This is a genomic window from Pseudomonas sp. R11-23-07, from assembly GCF_003852295.1.
Taxonomy (GTDB): domain Bacteria; phylum Pseudomonadota; class Gammaproteobacteria; order Pseudomonadales; family Pseudomonadaceae; genus Aquipseudomonas.
On sequence record NZ_CP027761.1, the window covers coordinates 453,976 to 477,517 of the forward strand.

Sequence of the window (23,542 nt, forward strand, 5' to 3'; positions counted from 1 at the left end):
GTTAGCCCTTAGAATTTGGGTGATGCCGGCGCGGATACTCCGCCAAGGCAACCTGCCTCACAAGAGAGCAAATTGCATGCCAGTGCGCCAACATGGTCTTTTTGCGTCAAAATGGCCCCTATAACGGTGCAATCGGCCAAAGCGTGGCAAATAGCGCACTGCAATGTAGCGCTAACGGGCGAAAATGACCCGTTTTGGTGCGCAGCGAATGCGCTGCATATTAACTGGTTAAACCTTGAGCGATTTCCGCTATAATCCGCGCCCCCCTTTTTCAGCAGGCCCGGCGCGCGCTGTTTCCATGAAATTAATCGTTAAAGTCTTCCCCGAGATCACCATCAAGAGCCGACCGGTACGGACGCGTTTCATCCGTCAATTGGCCAAGAACATCCGTGCCGTGCTCCGTGACCTGGACCCGGCTGTGGTGGTGAATGGCGTGTGGGACAACCTCGAGCTGGAAACCCGCCTGACCGACGCCAAAGCCTTGAAGGACATGACCGAGCGCCTGAGCTGCATGCCGGGTATCGCGCATTTCCTGCAGGTGGATGAGTACCCGCTGGGCGACTTCGACGACATCACCGAGAAGTGCAAACAGCACTTCGGTGACGCGCTGGCCGGCAAGATCTTTTCGGTGCGCTGCAAGCGTGCCGGCAAGCATCCGTTCAGCTCCATGGACGTAGAGAAGTACGTCGGCAGCAAGCTGCGTCGCGAGTGCGGCGCCGCCGGAATTTCCCTGAAAGCACCGCAAATTGAAGTGCGCATGGAAATTCGCGACAAACGGTTGTTCGTGATCCACAGCCAGCACAACAGCATCGGCGGCTACCCGCTGGGTGCCCTGGAACAGACCCTGGTATTGATGTCCGGCGGTTTCGATTCGACGGTGGCGGCCTACCAGATCATGCGTCGCGGCCTGATGAGCCACTTCTGCTTCTTCAATCTGGGCGGGCGTGCACACGAATTGGGCGTGATGGAAGTCGCGCACTTTATCTGGAAGAAGTACGGCAGCTCCCAACGCGTGCTATTTGTGAGCGTACCGTTCGAGGAAGTGCTGGGCGAAATTCTCGGCAAAGTCGATAACGGTCATATGGGCGTCGTATTGAAGCGTATGATGTTGCGCGCGGCGTCGCGGATTGCCGATCGGTTGCAGATCGACGCGCTGGTGACCGGTGAAGCGATCTCTCAGGTATCCAGCCAGACGCTGCCAAACCTGTCGATCATCGACTGCGTCACCGAGAAACTGGTGTTGCGCCCGCTGATCGCCAGCCACAAGCAGGACATCATCGATCAGGCAGAGCAGATCGGCACCGCCGACTTTGCCAAGCATATGCCTGAGTATTGCGGGGTCATCTCGGTGAACCCCAAGACCCACGCCAAGCGCAACCGCGTGGAGTATGAAGAACAACAGTTCGACATGGCGATTCTGGAGCGAGCGCTCGAGAACGCCAAACTGGTCCCGATCGATCGCGTCATCGACGAGCTGGGCCAGGATGTGCAGATCGAAGAAGTCAGCGAAGCCCTGGCCGGCCAGATCATCGTCGACATCCGTCACCCGGATGCCGCCGAAGATGAGCCGCTGGAAATTCCTGGCATCGACGTACAAACGCTGCCGTTTTATGCATTGAACGCGCGTTTCAAGGAACTGGATGACAGCCGTCAGTACCTGCTGTATTGCGACAAAGGCGTGATGAGTCGCCTGCATGCCCACCATTTGCTCAGTGAGGGGCATGCCAATGTGCGCGTTTATCGACCGAGCTAAGAGCCCGGGGCTGTTTGCCTGTGGCCTGCGTCACCGGCCCCCCGACTCTGCCGTCAAGCTGTAACGGCAAGGCCTGACTCTACTGTAAATCGCTGCCACGACCTGTCAGCACACCGAATCCTCTGATCGAGATACACAAGTGATCGAAAATCTACGTAACATCGCCATCATTGCTCACGTTGACCATGGTAAAACCACCCTGGTAGACAAACTCTTGCGTCAATCCGGCACCCTGGAGCGCAACGAGCTCAACGACGAGCGCGTGATGGACTCCAACGACCAGGAAAAAGAGCGCGGTATTACCATCCTGGCAAAAAACACCGCAATCAACTGGAACGGCTACCACATCAACATCGTGGACACCCCGGGCCACGCCGACTTCGGCGGCGAAGTAGAACGCGTAATGTCGATGGTTGACTCCGTTCTGCTGCTGGTTGACGCTCAAGACGGCCCTATGCCGCAAACCCGTTTCGTGACCAAGAAGGCCTTCGAAGCCGGCCTGCGTCCGATCGTGTGCATCAACAAGGTTGACCGTCCAGGCGCGCGTCCGGACTGGGTTCTGGACCAGATCTTCGACCTGTTCGACAACCTGGGTGCCACCGAAGAGCAGCTTGATTTCCAAGTGATCTACGCCTCGGCCCTGAACGGTATTGCCGGTCTGGAACACACCGACATGGCGGAAGATATGACCCCGCTGTACCAGGCCATCGTTGACCACGTTCCACCACCGAAGGTTGACCGTGAAGGCCCGTTCCAGATGCAAATCTCGGCACTGGACTACAACAGCTTCCTGGGTGTTATCGGCGTTGGCCGTATCGCCCGTGGCAGCGTCAAGCCGAACACCCCGGTTGTGGCGATCGGCGCCGACGGCAAGAAGCGTAACGGCCGTATCCTGAAGCTGATGGGCCACCACGGCCTGCACCGTATCGACGTTGAAGAAGCCTTCGCTGGCGACATCGTGTGCGTCAGCGGCATGGACTCGCTGTTCATCTCCGACACCCTGTGCCAGCCGGACACCGTCGAGGCGATGAAGCCTCTGACCGTTGACGAGCCGACCGTTTCCATGACCTTCCAGGTCAACGACTCGCCGTTCTGCGGTAAAGAAGGCAAGTTCGTGACCTCCCGTAACATCAAGGAGCGTCTGGACAAAGAGCTGCTGTACAACGTTGCCCTGCGCGTTGAAGAAGGCGACTCGGCCGACAAGTTCAAGGTCTCCGGCCGTGGTGAGCTGCACCTCTCGGTACTGATCGAAACCATGCGTCGCGAAGGCTTCGAAATGGGTGTTGGTCGTCCGGAAGTGATCATCCGTACCGTTGACGGCGTGAAGCAGGAACCGTTCGAAAACGTCACCATCGACACCCCGGAAGAATCCCAGGGCAAGGTGATGGAAGAGATGGGCCTGCGTAAGGGCGACCTGACCAACATGGTGCCGGATGGCAAAGGCCGTGTACGTCTGGAATACAACATCCCTGCTCGCGGTCTGATCGGTTTCCGTAACCAGTTCCTGACCCTGACCAACGGTGCTGGCATCTTGACCTCGATCTTCGATCGCTACGACACCATGAAGTCCGGCGACATGTCCGGCCGTCAGAACGGTGTTCTGGTATCGGTAGAAACCGGCAAGGCGCTGACCTACTCCCTGGAAACCCTCCAGGCGCGTGGCAAGCTGTTCGTTGAACACGGTCAAGAGATCTACAACGGTCAGATCGTTGGTCTGAACAGCCGTGACAACGACATGGGCGTCAACCCAACCAAAGGCAAGAAGCTCGACAACATGCGTGCTTCGGGCAAAGACGAAACCATCGCTCTGGTTCCACCGGTGAAGTTCACCCTGGAACAGGCTCTGGAATTCATCCAGGACGACGAGCTGTGCGAAGTCACGCCTAAGTCGATCCGCCTGCGTAAGAAGATCCTGGACGAAGGCGAGCGCACCCGCGCTGCCAAGAAAGCCAAGAACTGAGTTAACTCAGGCTGAATGAAAAACGCCCCCGGTCGAAAGGTCGGGGGCGTTTTTTTATGTCTGATCGTTCCCACGCTCTGCGTGGGAATGCCTCTGGGGACGCTCTGCGTCCCGCCCTCAAGAGCGGACGCGGAGCGTCCAGGGCTGCGTTCCCACGCGGAGCGTGGGAACGATCATCAAAACTTGTCGAGTGTCTTGAAATTAGTCTCGCGCACCACTTCCTTGGGCTTGTACGCGCAATACCCCGGCCGCGGCCCGATTTTCGGGTGGTTGCGGCAGGTATCCGGGCGTTTGTCATAAATAGTGCAAAAGCGCGTCTTACGATCCAGGTACAAGCAGTCGTTGTTGCTCATGCGCTGCAAGGTAAAAATCTCGGATTTGGAATTGAAGCGCTCGACGATGCCTTCCTTCTGCAACCGCTTGGCGATGTTCTTCGGCGGGTCGCCGCGCTCGAACTCATCGACGATGCCGATGCGGATCAGGTCCTTGATCTTCACTTCGACCGGCAGCGTGCAGCAGCTGGACACGCAGCCACCGCACATGTGGGCGGAATATTTCTGCCAGGTCTCGAGACGGTCGAGTTCCGCGGCGGCGATCAGTTGAGGCTTCATCAGGGTTCCAAAAGGTGGGGCTGTATCCGGGCGCGCGATCATACCGGGATTGGTGGTTTTTTGAACAACCTTTTCAGAGTTTCTGCGCGAATGGCGATCAGGCACGACCTCTGCATCAAATTCATGCAACGCGCAATGAGTTAAAAAACTGACGAACCAGAGCGTCCACCGTCTGTCAGACCGTCTAGGCTCTAGCAACTCCTTCTATCTCGCCCGAGGTCGCAATTGATGTCTCAGGAACCACTTGCACGAGAAGCAGAGGTAGCCGCATTTCGCGATGCTGTCTTGACCAAACTCACCTACGCGGTGGGCAAGGACCCGGATCACGCCTTCGACCACGACTGGTTCGAAGCCATTGCCCTGGCCGCTCGCGACCAGATGGTCGACCACTGGATGGACCATACGCGGCGCATCTACCGCAAAGGCCAGAAACGGGTTTATTACCTCTCGCTGGAATTTCTCATCGGTCGCTTGCTCTACGACAGCCTGAGCAACCTCGGCGTGCTGGAAATCGCGCGCGAAGCCCTGTCCGAGCTGGGCGTGGACCTTGAGCGCATCCGCCTGCTCGAACCCGACGCGGCGCTTGGCAACGGTGGCCTGGGGCGCTTGGCCGCCTGCTTTATGGAAAGCATGTCGACCCTGGGCATTGCCGGCCACGGTTATGGCATTCGTTACGAACATGGCTTGTTCCGCCAGGCGATTGTCGATGGCTGGCAGCAGGAGCAGACCGAACGCTGGCTGGATTTCGGCAACCCGTGGGAGTTCGAGCGCGCCGAGGTGATTTACCCGATCGGCTTTGGCGGCAGCGTCGAAACCCTGCCGGACGCCTCCGGTAAGCTGATCCAGGTGTGGACGCCCAGCGAAACAGTACGTGCCGTTGCCTACGACACCCCGGTGGTCGGTTGGCGGGGTGCCAGCGTCAATACCCTGCGCCTGTGGCGAGCCCGTGCGGTGGAAGACCTGCACCTGGAACGCTTCAACGCCGGTGACCACTTGGGCGCCGTGGCCGAGGTGGCCCGCGCCGAAAGCATTTCCCGGGTGCTCTACCCGGCCGACAGCACCGAAGCGGGGCAGGAACTGCGCCTGCGCCAGGAATACTTCTTCGTTTCCGCCTCGTTGCAAGACTTGCTGCGCCGCCACAAAAACATGCATGGCTCGGTGCTGAGCCTGGGCGAACACGCCGCCATTCAACTCAACGATACCCACCCGTCCATCGCCGTGGCCGAGTTGATGCGCCAGTTGGTCGACCTGCACGACATTCCGTGGGAAGCGGCGTGGGACGTCACTGTCGAAACGCTTTCCTACACCAACCACACCTTGCTGCCCGAGGCATTGGAAACCTGGCCGGTCGGTTTGATGGAGCGCATGCTGCCCCGGCATATGCAGATCATCTACCTGATCAACGCCCAGCATATCGACTCGCTGCGCGCCAAGGGCATTCACGACTTTGACGTGCTGCGCGCCGTGTCGTTGATTGAAGAAGACAACGGCCGCCGTGTACGCATGGGCAACCTGGCGTTCCTCGGTTCCCACAGTGTCAATGGCGTGTCCGGCCTGCACACCCAACTGATGCGCAGCACGGTGTTTTCCGAACTGCATAAGCTCTACCCTGAGCGCATCAACAACAAAACCAACGGCATCACCTTCCGCCGCTGGCTGTACCAGGCCAACCCCCAGCTCACCGATATGCTGGTGAAAGCGCTGGGTGCTGACATTCTCGACAACATGGAAACACGCCTGGGCGAGCTGGAAACCTTCGCTGAGAAACAGACCTTCCGCAAAGCCTTCGCCGACCAGCGCCTGCACAGCAAGCGGGCGCTGGCCGAGATCATCCATGAGCGCCTGGGCATTTCGGTGAACCCGGCGGCGATGTTCGACGTGCAGGTCAAGCGGATCCACGAGTACAAGCGCCAGTTGCTCAACCTGCTGCACACCGTGGCGCTGTATCAGGCGATCCGGGCCGAGCCGGAGGTCGATTGGGTGCCTCGGGTGAAAATCTTCGCCGGCAAGGCCGCGGCGAGTTATCACCAGGCCAAGCTGATCATCAAGCTGACCAACGATATCGCGCGCACCGTCAACAACGACCCGACCGTACGCGGCTTGCTCAAAGTGGTGTTCCTGCCCAACTACAACGTCAGCCTGGCGGAGAGCATCATCCCGGCGGCGGATTTGTCCGAGCAGATCTCCACCGCCGGTTTCGAGGCGTCGGGCACCAGTAACATGAAGTTCGGCCTCAACGGTGCGCTGACCATCGGCACCATGGACGGCGCCAACGTGGAGATGCACGAGCGGGTGGGCGCCGAGCACATGTTCATCTTCGGCCTCAGTGCCCAGCAGGTCGAAGGCCGCAAGCACACCGGTGAGTTCAACGCCGGGCCGGAAATCGCCGCCTCCCATCGCTTGAGCGATGTGCTGCAGGCGATCCGTGGCGGGGTGTTCTCGCCGGATGATCCGGGCCGGTACGTGGGCTTGGTCGATGGGCTGATCGAGTACGACCGCTTCCTGGTGTGTGCCGACTTCGACTCCTACTGGGACGCCCAGGCGCGGGTCGAGGCGCACTGGCATGACTCCAAGGCCTGGTGGCGCTCGGCGGTGCTGAATACGGCGCGGATGGGTTGGTTCAGCTCGGACCGGACGATCCGCGAATACGCCACCGAAATCTGGAAAGCCCTCGACTAAACGCCACAGTAAAAAAATGTGGGAGGGGGCTTGCTCCCGATAGCGGTCTATCAGTTAACAGCGATGTCGACTGGCACACCGCTATCGGGAGCAAGCCCCCTCCCACATGGGGTCCGCGTCGATATACCAGGCGCCATGGTGCGCAAACCGCAGGGCCTGCCGTGAACTCTATTGGCGTTAAATCCTCTGATTAGAGGAAATCAGCCCCGACTCGCGTTAAACTGCGCGGGTTTTTAAGCCCCCCATTCTCCGGAGCCGTCCATGTCCCGCGTTACCTTGAGTCGCTATTTGATCGAGCAGACCCGCAGCAATAACACGCCTGCCGATCTGCGCTTCCTTATCGAAGTGGTGGCGCGTGCTTGCAAGGAGATCAGCCACGCCGTGTCCAAAGGCGCACTCGGTGGTGTCCTGGGCAGCATGGGCACTGAAAACGTGCAGGGCGAAGTGCAGAAAAAGCTCGACGTTATCTCCAACGAAATCCTGCTCGAAGCCAACGAATGGGGCGGTCACCTGGCCGGCATGGCCTCCGAGGAAATGGACAATGCCTACCAGATTCCGGGCAAATACCCCAAAGGCGCGTACCTGTTGGTATTCGACCCACTGGACGGTTCGTCCAACATCGACATCAACGCGCCGGTCGGTACCATCTTCTCGGTACTGCGTTGCCCGAACGAATACCTGAGCCAGAACGAAGCCCTGAACGAAAAGGCCTTCCTGCAGCCGGGCACCGAGCAGGTCGCCGCCGGTTACGCGATCTACGGCCCACAGACCATGCTGGTGCTGACCCTGGGCGATGGCGTCAAGGGCTTCACCCTGGACCGCGAAATGGGCAGCTTCGTACTCACCCACGAAGACATCTCCATTCCGGCTTCCACCCAGGAATTTGCGATCAACATGTCCAACCAGCGTCACTGGGAAGAACCGGTGAAGCGCTACGTCAACGAGTTGATGGAAGGCGAAGAAGGCCCGCTGAAGAAAAATTTCAACATGCGCTGGGTCGCGGCCATGGTTGCCGACGTGCACCGCATCCTGACCCGAGGTGGCTTGTTCATGTACCCACGTGACGGCCGCGAGCCGTCCAAGCCGGGCAAGCTGCGCCTGATGTACGAAGCCAACCCGATGTCGTTCCTGGTGGAGCAGGCGGGCGGGGCGTCCACTGACGGCCACCAGCGCATCCTCGACATCCAGCCCGAAGGCCTGCACCAGCGTGTGGCGGTGTTCCTGGGTTCCAAGGAAGAAGTTGAGCGTGTGACGGCGTATCACAAGAAGTAAGCTGCTGCGATAGGTTATCCGCCGTGTTGTGAGGCGGATCACCGTTAAAGAAGCCCCGAAACGTTTCAGCGTTTTCGGGGCTTTTTTGTTTTCGCTCGTCGGGAACCAGACACCTCTTTTCCCTTCTAAGCTTCTGGCAGATACCCCAGCTGCCTTGTCTCTCCAGGAGCTTTTCCATGTCTTTACGCCGTCTCGCCCTGCTGGCTTTTTGCGTGCTGTTAGCCGCCTGCAGCAAGGTCAACCAAGAAAATTACCAGAAGCTGTCGGCCGGCATGGCCAAGGCCGAGGTGGAGTCGTTGCTGGGCAAGCCGACCGATTGTTCCGGCGCACTGGGCATGTCCAGCTGCACCTGGGGCGATAAAAACAGCTTTATCAGCGTGCAGTACGCCGGTGACAAAGTTCTGATGTTTTCCGGGCAAGGCCTGAAGTAAACCGGGGCGCGAGCCTGCGGGAGAAGAAGAATGATGCGTTTTGTTGTGTTCCTTTGCGCCAGCCTGTTTTTGGCGGGCTGCGCCAGCCATTCTGGCGATGATCTGCAACCCAAGACCGCGAGCAACGTCAACCTCAAGCGTTACCAGGGCACCTGGTATGAGTTGGCTCGCTTGCCGATGTACTTCCAGCGCAACTGCGCGCAATCCGAAGCCCGCTACACCTTGTTGCCGGATGGCGACATGTCGGTGTTCAATCGCTGCCTGACGCCTGAGTGGAAATGGCAGGAAGCCAAAGGCACGGCCACGCCGCAAGTGCCGGGCAAGACCGACAAGCTCTGGGTAGAATTCGATAACTGGTTTACGTCGTTGTTGCCGGGCGTTGCCAAGGGCGACTACTGGGTGCTGTATGTCAGCGATGACTACAAGACCGCCATCGTCGGTAGCCCGAGCCGGCGTTACATGTGGATTTTGTCGCGTACGCCAACGGTAAGTGCCGAAACACGTGAAGATCTCTTGAGCAGGGCACGACAGCAGGGGTATGACACCACGCGTTTGATCTGGCGCACGTCGGACAAGCAGATGGCGAAGACTTCGCAGTAACTGGATCACCATAAATCCAAATGTGGGAGGGGGCTTGCCCCCGATAGCAGTGTGTCAATCAGCGCATCTGATACTGATACATCGCCATCGGGAGCAAGCCCCCTCCCACATTTTTTAACCGAGTAAGTCTCTCAAGACCTGGGTAAACGCCCGGCTGCTTTCTTCCTCGCCGGCATGATGCCCATCCCGCACCACCCACTGGCCGTTGACCAGCACATCCCGCACTTGTCGATCACCGCCAGCGAACAGCCAGCGATTCAGAATGCCGTCCCCTGTCGCTGTCGCCAGGTAAGGGTCGTTGCCGTCCAGCACGATCCAGTCCGCGCGCTTGCCCACCTCCAATCGACCAATCGGCTGGCCCAATGCCTGGGCGCCGCCGTCCAATGCGGCATCGAACAGCGTACGGCCGACCATCGGCTGGTCATTGCGATACAAGCGATTGCGCCGTTGATCGCGCAGGCGCTGGCCGTATTCCAACCAGCGCAATTCTTCCACCACGCTCAGTGACACATGGCTGTCGGACCCGATGCCCATGCGCCCGCCCTGGGCCAGAAAATCCACCGCCGGGAAAATCCCGTCGCCCAGGTTGGCTTCGGTGGTCAGGCACAAACCGGCAATCGCCCGGCTCCTGGCCATGCGCGTCACTTCGTCGGCATCGGCGTGAGTGGCGTGCACCAGGCACCAGCGCTCGTCGACATCCACGTTGTCGTACAGCCACTGCAACGGGCGTTTGCCGCTCCAGGCCAGGCAGTCGTCGACTTCTTTTTGCTGTTCGGCAATGTGGATGTGCACCGGGCACACCTGATCACTGGCGGCCAGCACGTCCTTGATCTGCTCGGGCGTGACCGCACGCAGGGAGTGGAAACACAGGCCCAGCCGCTGCGCAGGTTGCGCGGCGAGCATCGGCTGCAAGCGCGCCTGCAGATCCAGGTAGTTGTCGGTGCTGTTGATAAACCGGCGCTGGCCGTCGTTGGGCGCCTGGCCACCGAACCCCGAATGCGTATAAAGCACCGGCACCAACGTCAAGCCGATGCCACTGCTGGCGGCGGCCTGGCTGATCTGACGCGACAGCTCAGTGCGGTCGGCATAGGGCTGGCCACTGACGTCGTGATGCACATAATGAAACTCGGCCACCGAGGTGTAGCCGGCCTTGAGCATCTCGATGTACAGCTGGCGGGCGATGACCTGCAACTGCTCCGGGTTGATCTTGCCGACCATGCGGTACATCAGGTCACGCCAGGTCCAGAAGCTGTCATTGGGGTTACCCGCCACTTCCGCCAACCCCGCCATGGCGCGCTGGAAAGCGTGGGAATGCAGGTTGGGCATGCCGGCCAATACCGGACCTCTTAGCCGTTCGGCGCCCACCGCGCTGGCATTGGCCTCAACCTGTGTCAGCACTCCATCGGCACTGACTTCAAGACGTACATCATTGGCCCAGCCATCAGGCAGCAGCGCGCGTTCGGCAAAGAAAGCGGACATGATCAAGGCACCCCGGTCGTGTGTTTATTTGTATATACATATACAGACGTTTGCCTGCTCGGTAAACTCCGGCAATCTATGCATCTTTTCCCCCTGCAAGGATTCCCTGTGCCGACTCCGCCTGCCAAGTCTCCGCTGGCTGCCCACATGGACGAAAGTCCGGCGCCCTTGTATGCCCGCGTCAAACAGATGATCAGCCAGCAGATCCTCAACGGCAACTGGCCGCCCCATTACCGCGTGCCGTCGGAGAGCGAGCTGGTCAGCCAACTGGGCTTCAGCCGCATGACCATCAACCGCGCGCTGCGCGAGCTCACGGCCGAAGGTTTGCTGGTGCGCATGCAGGGCGTCGGTACGTTCGTCGCCGAGCCCAAGAGTCAGTCGGCGCTGTTTGAAGTGCACAACATTGCCGATGAGATCGCCTCCCGCGGCCATCGGCACACATGCCAGGTCATCACCCTGGGCGAAGAAGCGGCCGGCTCGGAACGTGCCGTCGCGCTGGAAATGCGCGAAGGCGGGCGGGTGTTTCACTCGTTGATCGTGCATTTCGAAAACGACATTCCGGTGCAGATCGAAGACCGTTTCGTCAACGCCCTGGTTGCGCCGGAATACCTGCAACAGGATTTCACCCAGCAAACGCCCTACGCCTACCTCAACCAGGTCGCACCGCTGACTGAGGGCGAGCACGTGGTCGAAGCCATCCTCGCCGACGCCGCCGAGTGCAAGCTGTTGCAGATCGAGCCGAGCGAGCCCTGCCTGTTGATCCGCCGACGCACCTGGTCTGGCCGCCAGCCGGTGACGGCCGCGCGCTTGATTCACCCCGGTTCCCGACACAGCCTCGAAGGACGCTTCAGTAAATGAGTTCAGTCAACGTCTGGCGCGCTGCCGACTACGTGCGCATGCCGTGGAAGAACGGCGGCGGCAGTACCGAAGAAATCGCCCGTGACGCGGGCACCGGCCTCGATGGTTTCGGCTGGCGCCTGTCGATTGCCGACATCGCCGAGTCGGGTGGATTTTCCACCTTCGCTGGCTACCAGCGCGTGATCACCGTGATCAAGGGCGCGGGCATGGTGTTGACCGTGGACGGTGAGGAGCAGCGCGGTTTGTTACCGCTGCAACCGTTCGCGTTCAAGGGTGACAGTCAGGTGGCGTGCCGCTTGATCACCGGGCCGATCCGCGATTTCAACCTGATCTACTCGCCCCAGCGTTATCATGCGCGGTTGCAGTGGGTGGATGGCGTACAGCGGTTTTTCAGTTCGGCGCACACTGTGCTGGTGTTCAGCGTGGTGGATGAAGTGAAGGTGCTGGACCATGTGCTGGGTCATCACGATTGCCTGCAAGTGGACGGTAACACCGGCTTGCTGGATATTTCGGTCAGTGGCCGCTGCTGCCTGATCGAACTGACCCAGCGCGGTTAAAAATGTGGGAGGCCCCACTACCTCTTCGACGTAGCGCTGTCGCGCAGCAAACTGGGGGCGCCTACAAATATTCTTGGCGCTGAGGTGATCGTTCCCGCGCTCTGCGTGGGAATGCCTCCTGGGACGCTCCGCGTCCCGCCAAGCGCTGCAAGTTTCGGCGATTGCGCACAGGTGACGCGGAGCGTCACGGGCTGCAATCCCACGCAGGAGCGTGGGAACGATCTTTGAATGTGAAATTTCAGTTTTTAACTGAAAAATTAATCCTTTAAAATCAGCGAGTTATTTTAAGTTTGATAAGAGGGGGCTTGCTCCCGATAGCGGTGGATCAGTCAATATATCTTTGACTGACACACCGCTATCGGGAGCAAGCCCCCTCCCACATTTGTTTTGTGTTGCTCTTAGGATCTGTTTCCACAGCCCCGCACCAAATTGTTACCTAACGCCCCAGCGCGGCGCAAAGCCACGTTGTCGTGACAAACCTCCATCGCTGCAAAACTCCTTCGTAGGAAATTTCATCACGCCTCGAAGCCTTAATTTCCAAGGCTTCCACGCGCTTTCGAAAAAATCCAAACCCTCGCTCTGAAAGTTGGCCGCTTGATTGCATATGCTTGTACATACAAGTAAAGATGTGTGCGTAAGAGTCTGCTTCGCACCATCCATGTTCGCGCATCATGCCGAGGAGTCCAGCTGTGACCGATTTTTCGAAAGCAAGGCTTACAAAATACCGTGACGTGGAAATCCGTGCCGCCCGCGGTAACAAGCTCACCGCCAAAAGCTGGCTGACTGAAGCGCCGCTGCGCATGCTGATGAACAACCTCGACCCGCAAGTGGCCGAGAACCCCAAGGAGCTGGTGGTGTACGGCGGTATCGGGCGTGCCGCGCGCAACTGGGAGTGCTACGACCAGATCGTCGAGAGCCTCACGAACCTGAACGACGACGAAACCCTGCTGGTGCAATCCGGCAAGCCGGTCGGCGTGTTCAAGACCCACAGCAATGCCCCGCGCGTGCTGATCGCCAACTCCAACCTGGTGCCGCACTGGGCCAGTTGGGAACACTTCAATGAACTGGATGCCAAGGGCCTGGCCATGTACGGCCAGATGACTGCCGGCAGCTGGATCTACATCGGCAGCCAGGGCATCGTCCAGGGCACTTACGAAACCTTCGTCGAAGCCGGTCGCCAGCATTACGACAGCAACTTGAAAGGCCGTTGGGTCCTCACCGCCGGCCTCGGCGGCATGGGCGGCGCCCAGCCTTTGGCCGCGACCCTGGCCGGCGCGTGCTCGCTGAACATCGAATGCCAGCAGGTCAGCATCGATTTCCGTTTGAATAGCCGCTATGTCGACGAGCAGGCCACCGACCTTGACGACGCCCTGGCGCGCATCGCCAAGTACACCCAGGAAGGCAAGGCGATCTCCATTGCCCTGCTGGGTAACGCGGCTGAAATTCTGCCGGAACTGGTCAAGCGTGGCGTGCGCCCGGACATGGTCACCGACCAGACCAGCGCCCACGACCCGCTCAACGGCTACCTCCCGGCCGGCTGGACCTGGGACGAATACCGCGCCCGCGCCAAGACCGAGCCTGCCGCTGTGATCAAGGCCGCCAAACAGTCGATGGCGGTGCACGTCAAAGCCATGCTCGAGTTCCAGAAACAGGGCATTCCGACCTTCGACTACGGTAATAACATCCGCCAAATGGCCCAGGAAGAAGGCGTGGAAAACGCTTTCGATTTCCCAGGCTTCGTACCGGCCTACATCCGCCCGCTGTTCTGCCGGGGTATCGGCCCGTTCCGCTGGGCCGCGCTGTCGGGCGACCCGCAAGACATCTACAAGACCGACGCCAAAGTCAAAGAACTGATCCCCGACGACGCTCACCTGCACAACTGGTTGGACATGGCCCGCGAGCGCATCAGCTTCCAGGGCTTGCCGGCGCGTATCTGCTGGGTCGGCCTGGGGCAGCGCGCCAAGCTCGGCTTGGCGTTCAATGAAATGGTGCGCAGCGGTGAGCTGTCGGCTCCTGTTGTGATCGGTCGCGATCACCTCGACTCCGGCTCAGTGGCCAGCCCCAACCGTGAAACCGAATCTATGCAGGACGGCTCTGACGCTGTATCCGACTGGCCGCTGCTCAACGCCTTGCTCAACACCGCGAGCGGCGCGACCTGGGTGTCGTTGCACCACGGCGGCGGCGTCGGCATGGGCTTCTCCCAGCACTCGGGCATGGTGATCGTGTGTGACGGCACCGACGAAGCGGCCGAGCGCATTGCGCGGGTGCTGCATAACGACCCGGCTACCGGGGTGATGCGGCATGCGGATGCGGGTTATCAGATTGCGATCGATTGCGCCAAGGAACAGGGCCTCAACCTGCCAATGATCAAGTAACCAGTGTGGGAGGGGGCTTGCTCCCGATGGCGGTGTATCAGCCAGAAAATCAGTGACTGACACACTGCTATCGGGGGCAAGCCCCCTCCCACATTGGATTGGCGTAGCACATAAAAACAATCCATCAGAGGTTGAACACACATGGCTGCAAACGACACCACCCCGTTGATCGAAAGGCGTTCGATCGACTACATCCCGGAAGCGGAAAGACACGGTCGTCTATTGAGCCAGTTCACCCTGTGGCTGGGTGCCAACCTGCAGATCACTGCCATCGTCACCGGGGCTCTGGCCGTGGTGCTGGGCGGGGATGTGTTCTGGTCGTTGATCGGTCTGTTGATCGGCCAACTGCTGGGCGGCGGGGTGATGGCGTTGCATGCGGCACAAGGGCCCAAGCTCGGCCTGCCGCAGATGATTTCCAGCCGGGTGCAGTTCGGCGTATATGGTGCGGCCATCCCGATCGTGCTGGTGTGCCTGATGTACCTGGGCTTCACGGCAACCGGCACGGTATTGTCCGGGCAGGCGCTGGGCCAGTTGTTTGGGGTCAGCGGCAGCGTCGGCATTCTGATCTTCGCCAGTGTCATCGTGCTGGTCACGGTGCTGGGGTATCGGGTGATCCACTTCATCGGTCGCGTCGCCAGCGTCATTGGCGTGATCGCCTTCGTCTACCTGTTCAGCCGCTTGATGGGCCAGGCCGACATTGGCGCATTGCTGCAGATCCGCCATTTCAGCTGGAGCAGTTTCTTGCTCGCGGTCTCGCTGGCAGCGTCCTGGCAAATCGCGTTCGGGCCCTATGTGGCGGACTACTCACGTTACCTGCCGAGCAGCACCTCCTCGGTGAAAACCTTTCTGGCGGCTGGCGCAGGCTCGGTGATCGGCGCGCAGGTGGCGATGGTTCTCGGTGTGTTTGCCGCCGCCATGGCCAACGGGAAATTCGCCGGGCACGAAGTGGCTTACATCGTTGGCTTGAGCGGCAGCGGTGCAGCGGCGGCGTTGCTGTACTTCAGCATCGCGTTCGGCAAGGTCACGATTTCCACGCTGAACTCCTACGGCAGTTTCATGTGCATCGCGACCATCATCAGCGGCTTTCAGGGCCATTTGCGGGTATCGCGCCTGCAGCGCCTGTTGTTCGTGCTGGCGATTGTCGGCACGGCCACCCTGATCGCGCTGCTCGGCCAGCATTCGTTCCTGGACGCGTTCAAGTCGTTCATCCTGTTCCTGCTGGCGTTCTTCACGCCTTGGAGCGCGATCAACCTGGTGGATTACTACTGCATCACCCGCGAGCGTTATGACGTGCCGGCGCTGGCCGACCCCAAAGGTCGCTACGGGCGTTGGAACCCCCTGGGCATCAGCGTTTATGTATTCGGTGTGCTGGTGCAGCTGCCGTTCATCTCCACCAAGTTCTATACCGGCCCGCTGGTGGAAACCCTGGGTGGGGTGGATATCTCCTGGATCATCGGCCTGGTGTTGCCGGCGGCCCTGTATTACCTGTGCGCGAAAAAATGGCACGGCACAATGCCCGATCAACTGATCCTGCCGGTCGAGCAGGACAGCGTTGCACCCACGCAAACAAGCGGTATCGGTCGCGCTGCGGCGCAGGCCTGACGGAACGTGGACAAGGCAGGATGCCTTTTGACTGCCGTAATCCATTTCATGATTGGGAGCGTCACACAATGAAAATGCATAAGACCCTGCTGACCACGTTGCTTTCTGCGGGCTTGCTGGCAAGCGCCGGCGCCCAGGCGGCCGGCTGGTGTGAATCCGGCAAGCCGGTGAAGTTCGCCGGGCTGAACTGGGAAAGCGGCATGTTGCTCACCGACATCCTGCAAACCGTGCTGGAGAAAGGCTACGACTGCAAAACCGACAGCCTGCCGGGCAATTCCATCACCATGGAAAACGCCCTGAGCAGTAACGATATCCAGGTGTTTGCCGAAGAGTGGGTCGGCCGCAGCGAAGTCTGGAACAAGGCCGAGAAGGCCGGCAAAGTCGTTGGCGTCGGTGCGCCCGTGGTTGGCGCCATCGAAGGCTGGTACGTGCCGCGCTACGTGATCGAAGGCGACGCCAAGCGCAAGCTGGAAGCCAAGGCCCCGGACCTCAAGACCATTGCCGACCTGGCCAAGTACGCTGCGGTGTTCAAGGACCAGGAAGAACCCTCCAAGGGACGCTTCTACAACTGCCCGGCCGGCTGGACCTGCGAACTGGACAACAGTGAAATGCTCAAAAGCTACGGCCTGGAAAGCACCTACACCAACTTCCGCCCCGGCACCGGCCCGGCGCTGGATGCGGCGGTGCTGTCGAGCTACAAGCGCGGCGAGCCGATCCTGTTCTACTACTGGTCGCCGACGCCGCTGATGGGCCAGGTGGATCTGGTCAAGCTGGAAGAAAAACCGGGCGTGGATAAAAGCGTGAGCATCAAGGTCGGCCTGTCCAAGGCCTTCCACGAGCAAGCGCCGGAACTGGTGGCCGTGCTGGAAAAGGTCAACCTGCCCATCGACCTGCTGAACCAGAACCTGGGCCGCATGGCCAAGGAGCGGATCGAATCGCCGAAACTGGCGAAAATTTTCCTCAAGGAACATCCTGAAGTCTGGCACGCCTGGGTGAGCGAAGACGCCGCCAAGAAAATCGACGCGGCCTTGTAGGTCAAGCGTGTCCGGCTACCCTCAGGGGCAGCCGGACGCCTGGCCTCAACCCACTGGATCGAGAGCACGCTATGTTTCCTGAGAGTTTTACGTTTTCCATTGCCGACTGGGTCAACGGTTGGGTGGATTCGCTGGTCACCAACTACGGCGACGTGTTCCGGCACATTTCCGACACCCTGCTATGGGCCATCGTCAATCTGGAAAGCCTGCTGCGCGCAGCGCCCTGGTGGCTGATGCTGGCCATCGTCGGCGTCATCGCCTGGCATGCCACGCGCAAGGTGGTGACCACGGCCGTGATCGTCGGTCTGCTGTTCCTCGTCGGCGCGGTCGGCCTGTGGGACAAACTGATGCAGACCCTGGCGCTGATGATGGTCGCCACGGTGATCTCGGTGCTGATCGGCATTCCCTTGGGCATTCTTTCCGCGCGCAGCAACCGCTTGCGTTCGGTACTGATGCCGTTGCTCGACATCATGCAAACCATGCCCAGCTTCGTGTACCTGATCCCGGTGCTGATGCTGTTTGGCCTGGGCAAGGTGCCGGCGATTTTCGCCACGGTCATATACGCCGCGCCGCCGCTGATCCGCCTCACAGACCTGGGTATCCGCCAAGTCGACGGCGAAGTCATGGAAGCCATCAACGCCTTCGGCGCCAACCGTTGGCAGCAGCTGTTCGGCGTGCAACTGCCGTTGGCGCTGCCGAGCATCATGGCGGGCATCAACCAGACCACCATGATGGCGTTGTCGATGGTGGTGATCGCCTCGATGATCGGCGCCCGTGGCTTGGGTGAAGACGTGCTCGTCGGCATCCAGACCCTCAACGTCGGCCGAGGCCTCGAAGCCGGGCTGGCGATCGTGATTCTCGCCGTGGTCATCGACCGCATTACCCAGGCCTATGGTCGTCCACGGCATGAGGCGAGCAAATGACTACTGTCAGCAAAATCGAAGTCAAGAACGTCTTCAAGATCTTCGGCAACCGCTCGAGGGAAGCGCTGGCGCTGATTGGCCAGGGCAAGACCAAGGATCAGGTGCTGGCCGAGACCGGTTGCGTGGTGGGGGTGAACGACCTGTCCCTGAGCATCGGTACCGGTGAGATCTTTGTGATCATGGGCCTGTCGGGCTCCGGCAAATCAACCCTGGTGCGTCACTTCAACCGCCTGATCGACCCCACCAGCGGCGCGATTTTGGTCGACGGTGAAGACATTCTGCAACTGGACATGGAAGCCCTGCGCCAATTCCGTCGCCACAAGATCAGCATGGTGTTCCAGAGCTTCGGCCTGTTGCCCCACAAGAGCGTGCTCGACAATGTTGCCTATGGCCTCAAGGTGCGCGGCGAAACCAAGCAGGTGTGTGCTGAGCGCGCCCTGCACTGGATCGAAACCGTGGGCCTCAAGGGCTATGAAAATAAATACCCGCACCAGCTCTCTGGCGGCATGCGTCAACGTGTCGGCCTGGCCCGCGCCCTGGCGGCTGACACCGACATCATTCTGATGGACGAGGCCTTCAGCGCCCTCGACCCACTGATCCGCGCCGAGATGCAGGACCAGTTGCTCGAGCTGCAAAAGACCCTGCACAAGACCATCGTATTTATCACCCACGACCTCGACGAAGCGGTGCGCATCGGCAACCGCATTGCGATCCTCAAGGACGGCAAGCTGATTCAGGTCGGCACGCCCAGGGAAATCCTGCACTCGCCGGCGGATGAATATGTGGACCGGTTCGTTCAGCGGCGGGCGGCGGTGGTCTGACTGATCGTTCCCACGCTCCGCGTGGGAATGCATCCCGTGACGCTCTGCGTCACTCCCTGACAGCGGGACGCGGAGCGTCCCAGGCGGCATTCCCACGCAGAGCGTGGGAACGATCAACTTAAGAGGCTGAAAATGTCCCAGGCAACAAAAATCACCCTCGCCGACGCCCCAATGCGCTGGCAGGACGTCGTCGCCGTCGCCCGCCACGGCGCCGTGCTCGAACTCTCGGGCCACGCCTGGGCGCGTATCGACAATGCCCAGGCCATCGTGCAGCGCATCGTCGCCAGCGGCGAACGCGCCTATGGGGTGAACACCGGCCTGGGCGCGCTGTGCAATGTTTCGCTTGAGGGCGAGCAACTGAGCCAGTTGTCGCGCAACACCTTGCTCAGCCACGCCTGCGGCGTCGGTCCGGTACTGAGCGATGAGCAGACCCGCGCGATCATCTGCGCCGCCATCATCAACTACTCTCACGGCAACTCCGGCCTGCACCCGCAAGTGGTGCATGCGCTGCTGGCGCTGCTCAACCACGGCATCACGCCACAGGTGCCGTCCCAGGGTTCGGTCGGTTACCTCACCCACATGGCCCATGTCGGCGTAGCGCTGCTCGGGGTCGGCAACGTCAGCTATCGCGGCCAGGTGGTGACCGCGCAAGCAGCACTGGCAGCCGAAGGTTTGCAGCCGGTGGTGCTCGGCGCCAAGGATGGGCTGTGCCTGGTCAACGGTACGCCGTGCATGACCGGCCTGAGCTGCCTGGCCCTGGCCGATGCGCATCACTTGCTGGAATGGGCCGACGTGATCGGCGCCATGAGCTTTGAAGCCCAGCGCGGCCAGATCGACGCGTTCGACGAAGCAATCATCGCCCTCAAGCCGCACCCGGGGATGCAGCACGTCGGCCGCCATCTGCGCGCCTTGCTCGACGGCAGTGAAGTGATCGCCAGCAGCCGGGGCATTCGTACCCAGGACGCCTTGAGCCTGCGCTCGATCCCGCAAATCCACGGCGCGGCGCGCGATCAGGTGGAGCACGCGACCCGCCAGATCGAGACCGAACTCAACAGCGCCACGGATAACCCGCTGCTGCTCGGCACGCCGGGCAACTACCGCGTGGTGTCCCAGGCCAACCCCCACGGGCAGTCCGTGGCAATGGCCGCCGACATGCTCGCCATCGCCATGGCCGAGATCGGCTCGGTGGCCGAACGCCGCCTGGACCGCCTGATCAACCCGCACGTCAGCGGTCTGCCGGCATTCCTGGTGAGCAACCCGGGGGTCAACTCCGGAATGATGATCGTGCAGTACGTCGCCGCTTCCTTGTGCGGGCAAAACCGCCAGTTGGCGCAACCTGCGGTGCTCGACAACTTTGTCACCTCGGGTCTGCAGGAAGACCACTTGAGCATGGGCACCAACGCCGCGCTCAAGCTGCATCAGCTACTGGCCAACGTTACCCAGATTCTGGCCATCGAATACCTGCTGGCGGCCCAGGCGTTCGAGTTCCTCAAGGACCAGCGTTTCGGCGCCGGCACCGACCGCGCCTGGCGCTTGCTGCGCGAAGTCGTACCGGCCTACGAAGAGGACCGCTGGCTGGCGCCGGACATCGCGGCGGCCGCCCACCTGCTCAAACACACCGCATTACCGAATGTGCACTGAACACCTATTCAAGAAGAACAATTCACAAGGAGAACGAATGTGACTGCGCTAAACCTGATTCCAGGCCAACTGAGCCTTGCCCAACTGCGGGCCATCTACCAGCAGCCGGTAACCCTCAGCCTGGATGACAGCGCCACTGCCCAAATCGACGCCAGTGTGGCCTGTGTGGAGCAGATTCTCGCCGAGAACCGCACCGCCTATGGCATCAACACCGGTTTCGGCCTGCTGGCCTCGACCCGCATCGCAAGTGAAGACCTGGAAAACCTCCAGCGTTCCCTGGTGCTGTCCCACGCTGCCGGCGTAGGTGAGCCGATCAGCGATGCGCTGGTGCGGCTGGTCATGGTGCTCAAGGTCAACAGCCTGAGCCGTGGGTTCTCCGGGATTCGTCGACAGGTGATCGACGCGCTGATCGCGCTGATCAACGCCGAGGTTTACCCGCATATTCCGCTCAAGGGCTCGGTCGGTGCGTCCGGTGACCTGGCGCCGCTGGCCCATATGTCCCTGGTGCTGCTCGGCGAAGGCAAGGCGCGTTACCAGGGCGAGTGGCTTTCGGCCACCGACGCATTGAAAATCGCCGGCCTCACGCCGCTGACCCTGGCCGCCAAAGAAGGCCTGGCCCTGCTCAATGGTACCCAGGTGTCCACCGCCTATGCCTTGCGCGGCCTGTTCGAGGGCGAAGACCTGTTCGCCGGTGCGCTGGTCTGCGGCGGCCTGACCGTGGAAGCGGTGCTCGGCTCGCGCTCGCCGTTCGACGCGCGTATTCATGCCGCGCGCGGCCAACGTGGGCAGATCGATTCGGCGGCGGCCTATCGTGACCTGCTTGGCGAAAGCAGCCAGGTGTCCCAGTCGCACCAGAACTGCGACAAGGTACAAGACCCGTATTCCCTGCGTTGCCAGCCACAAGTGATGGGCGCCTGCCTGACCCAGTTCCGCCAGGCTGCCGACGTGTTGGTCGTTGAAGCCAACGCCGTGTCGGATAACCCGCTGGTGTTTGCCGCAGAAGGCGATGTGATTTCCGGCGGTAACTTTCACGCCGAGCCGGTGGCCATGGCCGCTGACAATATGGCCCTGGCCATCGCCGAAATCGGCTCCCTCAGTGAGCGCCGTACCTCGTTGATGATGGACAAGCACATGTCGCAATTGCCGCCGTTCCTGGTGGGCAATGGCGGGGTCAACTCCGGCTTCATGATCGCCCAGGTCACGGCTGCGGCCCTTGCCAGCGAAAACAAGGCGTTGGCCCATCCCCATAGCGTCGACAGCCTGCCGACGTCGGCCAACCAGGAAGACCACGTGTCCATGGCCCCGGCTGCGGGCAAGCGCCTGTGGGAAATGGCCGAGAACACCCGTGGCATTCTGGCTGTCGAGTGGCTGGCCGCCTGCCAGGGCCTGGATCTGCGCGACGGCTTGAAAACCTCACCAACACTGGAAAAAGCCCGTGGCCTGTTGCGTGACAAAGTGGCGTTCTATGACAAGGACCGCTTCTTCGCCCCGGACATCATCGCCGCCAGCGAACTGCTTGCCAGCCGCTGCCTGAATGAACTGATGCCGGCCAAGTTGCTGCCGAGCCTGTAACCCACCGATCGTTCCCGCGCTCTGCGTGGGAATGCCGCCCTGGACGCTCTGCGTCCGCTTTTAGAGTGGTGACGCGGAGCGTCGCAGGATGCATTCCCACGCAGAGCGTGGGAACGATCTTCTCCTCATAAGAATGTCTCATCGATAACTGAGGGAGGCGTTGATGAAAACCCTTTGGCAACACTGCCACATCGCGACCATGGCTCATGGCAAATACTCGATCATCGAGGACGCCGCCATGGTCACCGCACACTCGCTCATCGAGTGGATCGGCCCACGCAGCCAAGTGCCGACGGCGGATTACGCCCAGGTCCACGACCTGCAAGGCGCGTGGGTCACCCCAGGGCTGATCGACTGCCACACCCACACGGTGTTTGGCGGTAACCGCAGCGGCGAATTCGAGCAACGCCTTCAGGGCGTGAGTTACGCCGAGATCGCGGCCAAGGGCGGCGGTATCGCCAGCACCGTGCGCGCTACTCGTGCGGCGACGGAAGATGAGTTGTTCGTCAGCGCGGAAAAACGCTTGCGCAGTCTGTTGCGCGACGGCGTGACCACGGTGGAGATCAAGTCCGGCTACGGCCTGGACCTGGCCAACGAACGCAAGATGCTGCGCGTGGCGCGACGCCTTGGGCAAGCGCTGCCGGTGAGCGTGCGCGCCACCTGCCTGGCGGCCCACGCGTTGCCGCCGGAGTACAAAGACCGCGCCGATGACTACATCGAGCACATCTGCAACGACATGCTGCCGACCCTGGCGGCCGAAGGGCTGGTGGACGCGGTGGATGCGTTCTGTGAATACCTGGCGTTTTCCACCGAGCAGGTGGAACGTGTGTTCAAAGTGGCCCAGCAACTCGGCCTGCCGGTGAAATTGCACGCCGAGCAATTGTCTTCTCTGCACGGCTCCAGCCTGGCGGCGCGCTATCAGGCGTTGTCGGCGGATCACCTGGAATTCATGACCGAAGAGGATGCCATCGCCATGGCTGCTGCCGGCACGGTCGCCGTGTTGTTGCCGGGCGCGTTCTACTTCCTGCGTGAAACCCAGTTGCCGCCCATGGAGGCCTTGCGCAAACACGGCGTGAAGATTGCCATTGCCAGCGACCTCAACCCCGGCACCTCACCGGCACTGTCGGTGCGCCTGATGCTGAACATGGCCTGCACCCTGTTCCGCATGATCCCGGAAGAAGCCCTGGCCGGCGCCACGCAGCATGCGGCCACCGCCCTGGGCATGGGCGATACCCATGGTTCCCTGGAAGTGGGCAAGGTCGCGGATTTTGTCGCCTGGCAGATCGATCGCCCCGCCGACCTGGCCTATTGGCTGGGTGGCGAACTGGATAAACGCGTCGTACGCCATGGCGTCGACGTCACTGTGTAAGGAGT

At 60.9% G+C, this 23,542-nt stretch carries 18 protein-coding genes; 16 read left to right on the forward strand and 2 right to left on the reverse strand.

Translation table 11 applies throughout. The features are described from left to right. Positions 1-298: 298 nt before the first annotated feature. A complete protein-coding gene (gene thiI, locus C4J84_RS01920) occupies positions 299-1,753 on the forward strand; it encodes a tRNA uracil 4-sulfurtransferase ThiI (RefSeq protein ID WP_124360869.1) in 1,455 nt (484 codons plus the stop codon). A gap of 139 nt (positions 1,754-1,892) precedes the next feature. Beyond that, positions 1,893-3,713, forward strand: coding sequence for a translational GTPase TypA (gene typA, locus C4J84_RS01925; protein ID WP_124434855.1), 1,821 nt, complete (start codon positions 1,893-1,895; stop codon positions 3,711-3,713). 176 nt (positions 3,714-3,889) lie between these two features. On the opposite strand, the gene C4J84_RS01930 is transcribed toward typA, so the two are convergent. Then, complete coding sequence (locus C4J84_RS01930) at positions 3,890-4,324, reverse strand: YkgJ family cysteine cluster protein (protein WP_003237464.1); 435 nt, start codon at positions 4,322-4,324, stop codon at positions 3,890-3,892. A 228-nt stretch (positions 4,325-4,552) separates the two neighbouring features. Here C4J84_RS01930 and C4J84_RS01935 point away from each other — a divergent pair, with 228 nt between their 5' ends. The 4 genes from C4J84_RS01935 to C4J84_RS01950 all read left to right on the forward strand — a co-directional run bounded on the left by C4J84_RS01935 (position 4,553) and on the right by C4J84_RS01950 (position 9,306). Next, on the forward strand, positions 4,553-7,003 hold the full coding sequence (locus C4J84_RS01935) for a glycogen/starch/alpha-glucan phosphorylase (protein WP_124428442.1): 2,451 nt from the start codon (positions 4,553-4,555) through the stop codon (positions 7,001-7,003). A 261-nt stretch (positions 7,004-7,264) separates the two neighbouring features. Then, positions 7,265-8,275, forward strand: a complete 1,011-nt coding sequence (locus tag C4J84_RS01940) for a class 1 fructose-bisphosphatase (RefSeq protein WP_124360871.1) — start codon at positions 7,265-7,267, stop codon at positions 8,273-8,275. Between the two features lie 176 nt (positions 8,276-8,451). After that, a complete protein-coding gene (locus tag C4J84_RS01945) occupies positions 8,452-8,706 on the forward strand; it encodes a lipoprotein (RefSeq protein WP_033897714.1) in 255 nt (84 codons plus the stop codon). 30 nt (positions 8,707-8,736) lie between these two features. Beyond that, positions 8,737-9,306 carry a lipocalin family protein gene (locus C4J84_RS01950; RefSeq protein WP_124369271.1) on the forward strand — a complete coding sequence of 190 codons (570 nt, stop codon included), beginning with the start codon at positions 8,737-8,739 and terminating at the stop codon, positions 9,304-9,306. A 114-nt stretch (positions 9,307-9,420) separates the two neighbouring features. Here C4J84_RS01950 and C4J84_RS01955 read toward each other — a convergent pair whose 3' ends face one another. Next, the gene (locus C4J84_RS01955) at positions 9,421-10,785 is read right to left on the reverse strand and encodes a formimidoylglutamate deiminase (protein WP_124434856.1); all 1,365 of its coding nucleotides are present in this window, start codon (positions 10,783-10,785) and stop codon (positions 9,421-9,423) included. A 78-nt stretch (positions 10,786-10,863) separates the two neighbouring features. Here C4J84_RS01955 and hutC point away from each other — a divergent pair, with 78 nt between their 5' ends. The 10 genes from hutC (at position 10,864) to hutI (ending at position 23,537) form a co-directional block, all read left to right on the forward strand. Next, the gene (gene hutC / locus C4J84_RS01960; RefSeq protein WP_177412738.1) at positions 10,864-11,643 is read left to right on the forward strand and encodes a histidine utilization repressor; all 780 of its coding nucleotides are present in this window, start codon (positions 10,864-10,866) and stop codon (positions 11,641-11,643) included. Next, positions 11,640-12,200, forward strand: coding sequence for a HutD family protein (locus tag C4J84_RS01965; protein ID WP_124369273.1), 561 nt, complete (start codon positions 11,640-11,642; stop codon positions 12,198-12,200). Before hutC ends, C4J84_RS01965 begins: the two co-directional genes overlap by 4 nt. A gap of 671 nt (positions 12,201-12,871) precedes the next feature. Beyond that, positions 12,872-14,575 carry a urocanate hydratase gene (gene hutU / locus C4J84_RS01970; protein ID WP_124434857.1) on the forward strand — a complete coding sequence of 568 codons (1,704 nt, stop codon included), beginning with the start codon at positions 12,872-12,874 and terminating at the stop codon, positions 14,573-14,575. Positions 14,576-14,716: 141 nt separating this feature from the next. Next, positions 14,717-16,177: a cytosine permease gene (locus C4J84_RS01975; RefSeq protein ID WP_124434858.1), complete on the forward strand. Its 1,461-nt coding sequence runs from the start codon at positions 14,717-14,719 to the stop codon at positions 16,175-16,177. 68 nt (positions 16,178-16,245) lie between these two features. Beyond that, entirely contained in the window at positions 16,246-17,211 is a 966-nt protein-coding gene (locus tag C4J84_RS01980; protein WP_124402800.1) for an ABC transporter substrate-binding protein, read from the forward strand. A 71-nt stretch (positions 17,212-17,282) separates the two neighbouring features. Beyond that, a complete protein-coding gene (locus C4J84_RS01985) occupies positions 17,283-18,134 on the forward strand; it encodes a proline/glycine betaine ABC transporter permease (protein ID WP_124360879.1) in 852 nt (283 codons plus the stop codon). Further along, complete coding sequence (locus C4J84_RS01990) at positions 18,131-18,955, forward strand: glycine betaine/L-proline ABC transporter ATP-binding protein (RefSeq protein WP_124369277.1); 825 nt, start codon at positions 18,131-18,133, stop codon at positions 18,953-18,955. The genes C4J84_RS01985 and C4J84_RS01990 overlap by 4 nt, the downstream gene beginning before the upstream one ends. 132 nt (positions 18,956-19,087) lie before the next feature. Continuing rightward, entirely contained in the window at positions 19,088-20,596 is a 1,509-nt protein-coding gene (hutH, locus tag C4J84_RS01995; RefSeq protein WP_124434859.1) for a histidine ammonia-lyase, read from the forward strand. A gap of 39 nt (positions 20,597-20,635) precedes the next feature. After that, positions 20,636-22,168, forward strand: coding sequence for a histidine ammonia-lyase (gene hutH / locus C4J84_RS02000; RefSeq protein WP_124434860.1), 1,533 nt, complete (start codon positions 20,636-20,638; stop codon positions 22,166-22,168). Positions 22,169-22,331: 163 nt separating this feature from the next. Then, complete coding sequence (gene hutI, locus C4J84_RS02010) at positions 22,332-23,537, forward strand: imidazolonepropionase (protein ID WP_124434861.1); 1,206 nt, start codon at positions 22,332-22,334, stop codon at positions 23,535-23,537. Positions 23,538-23,542 lie beyond the last annotated feature (5 nt).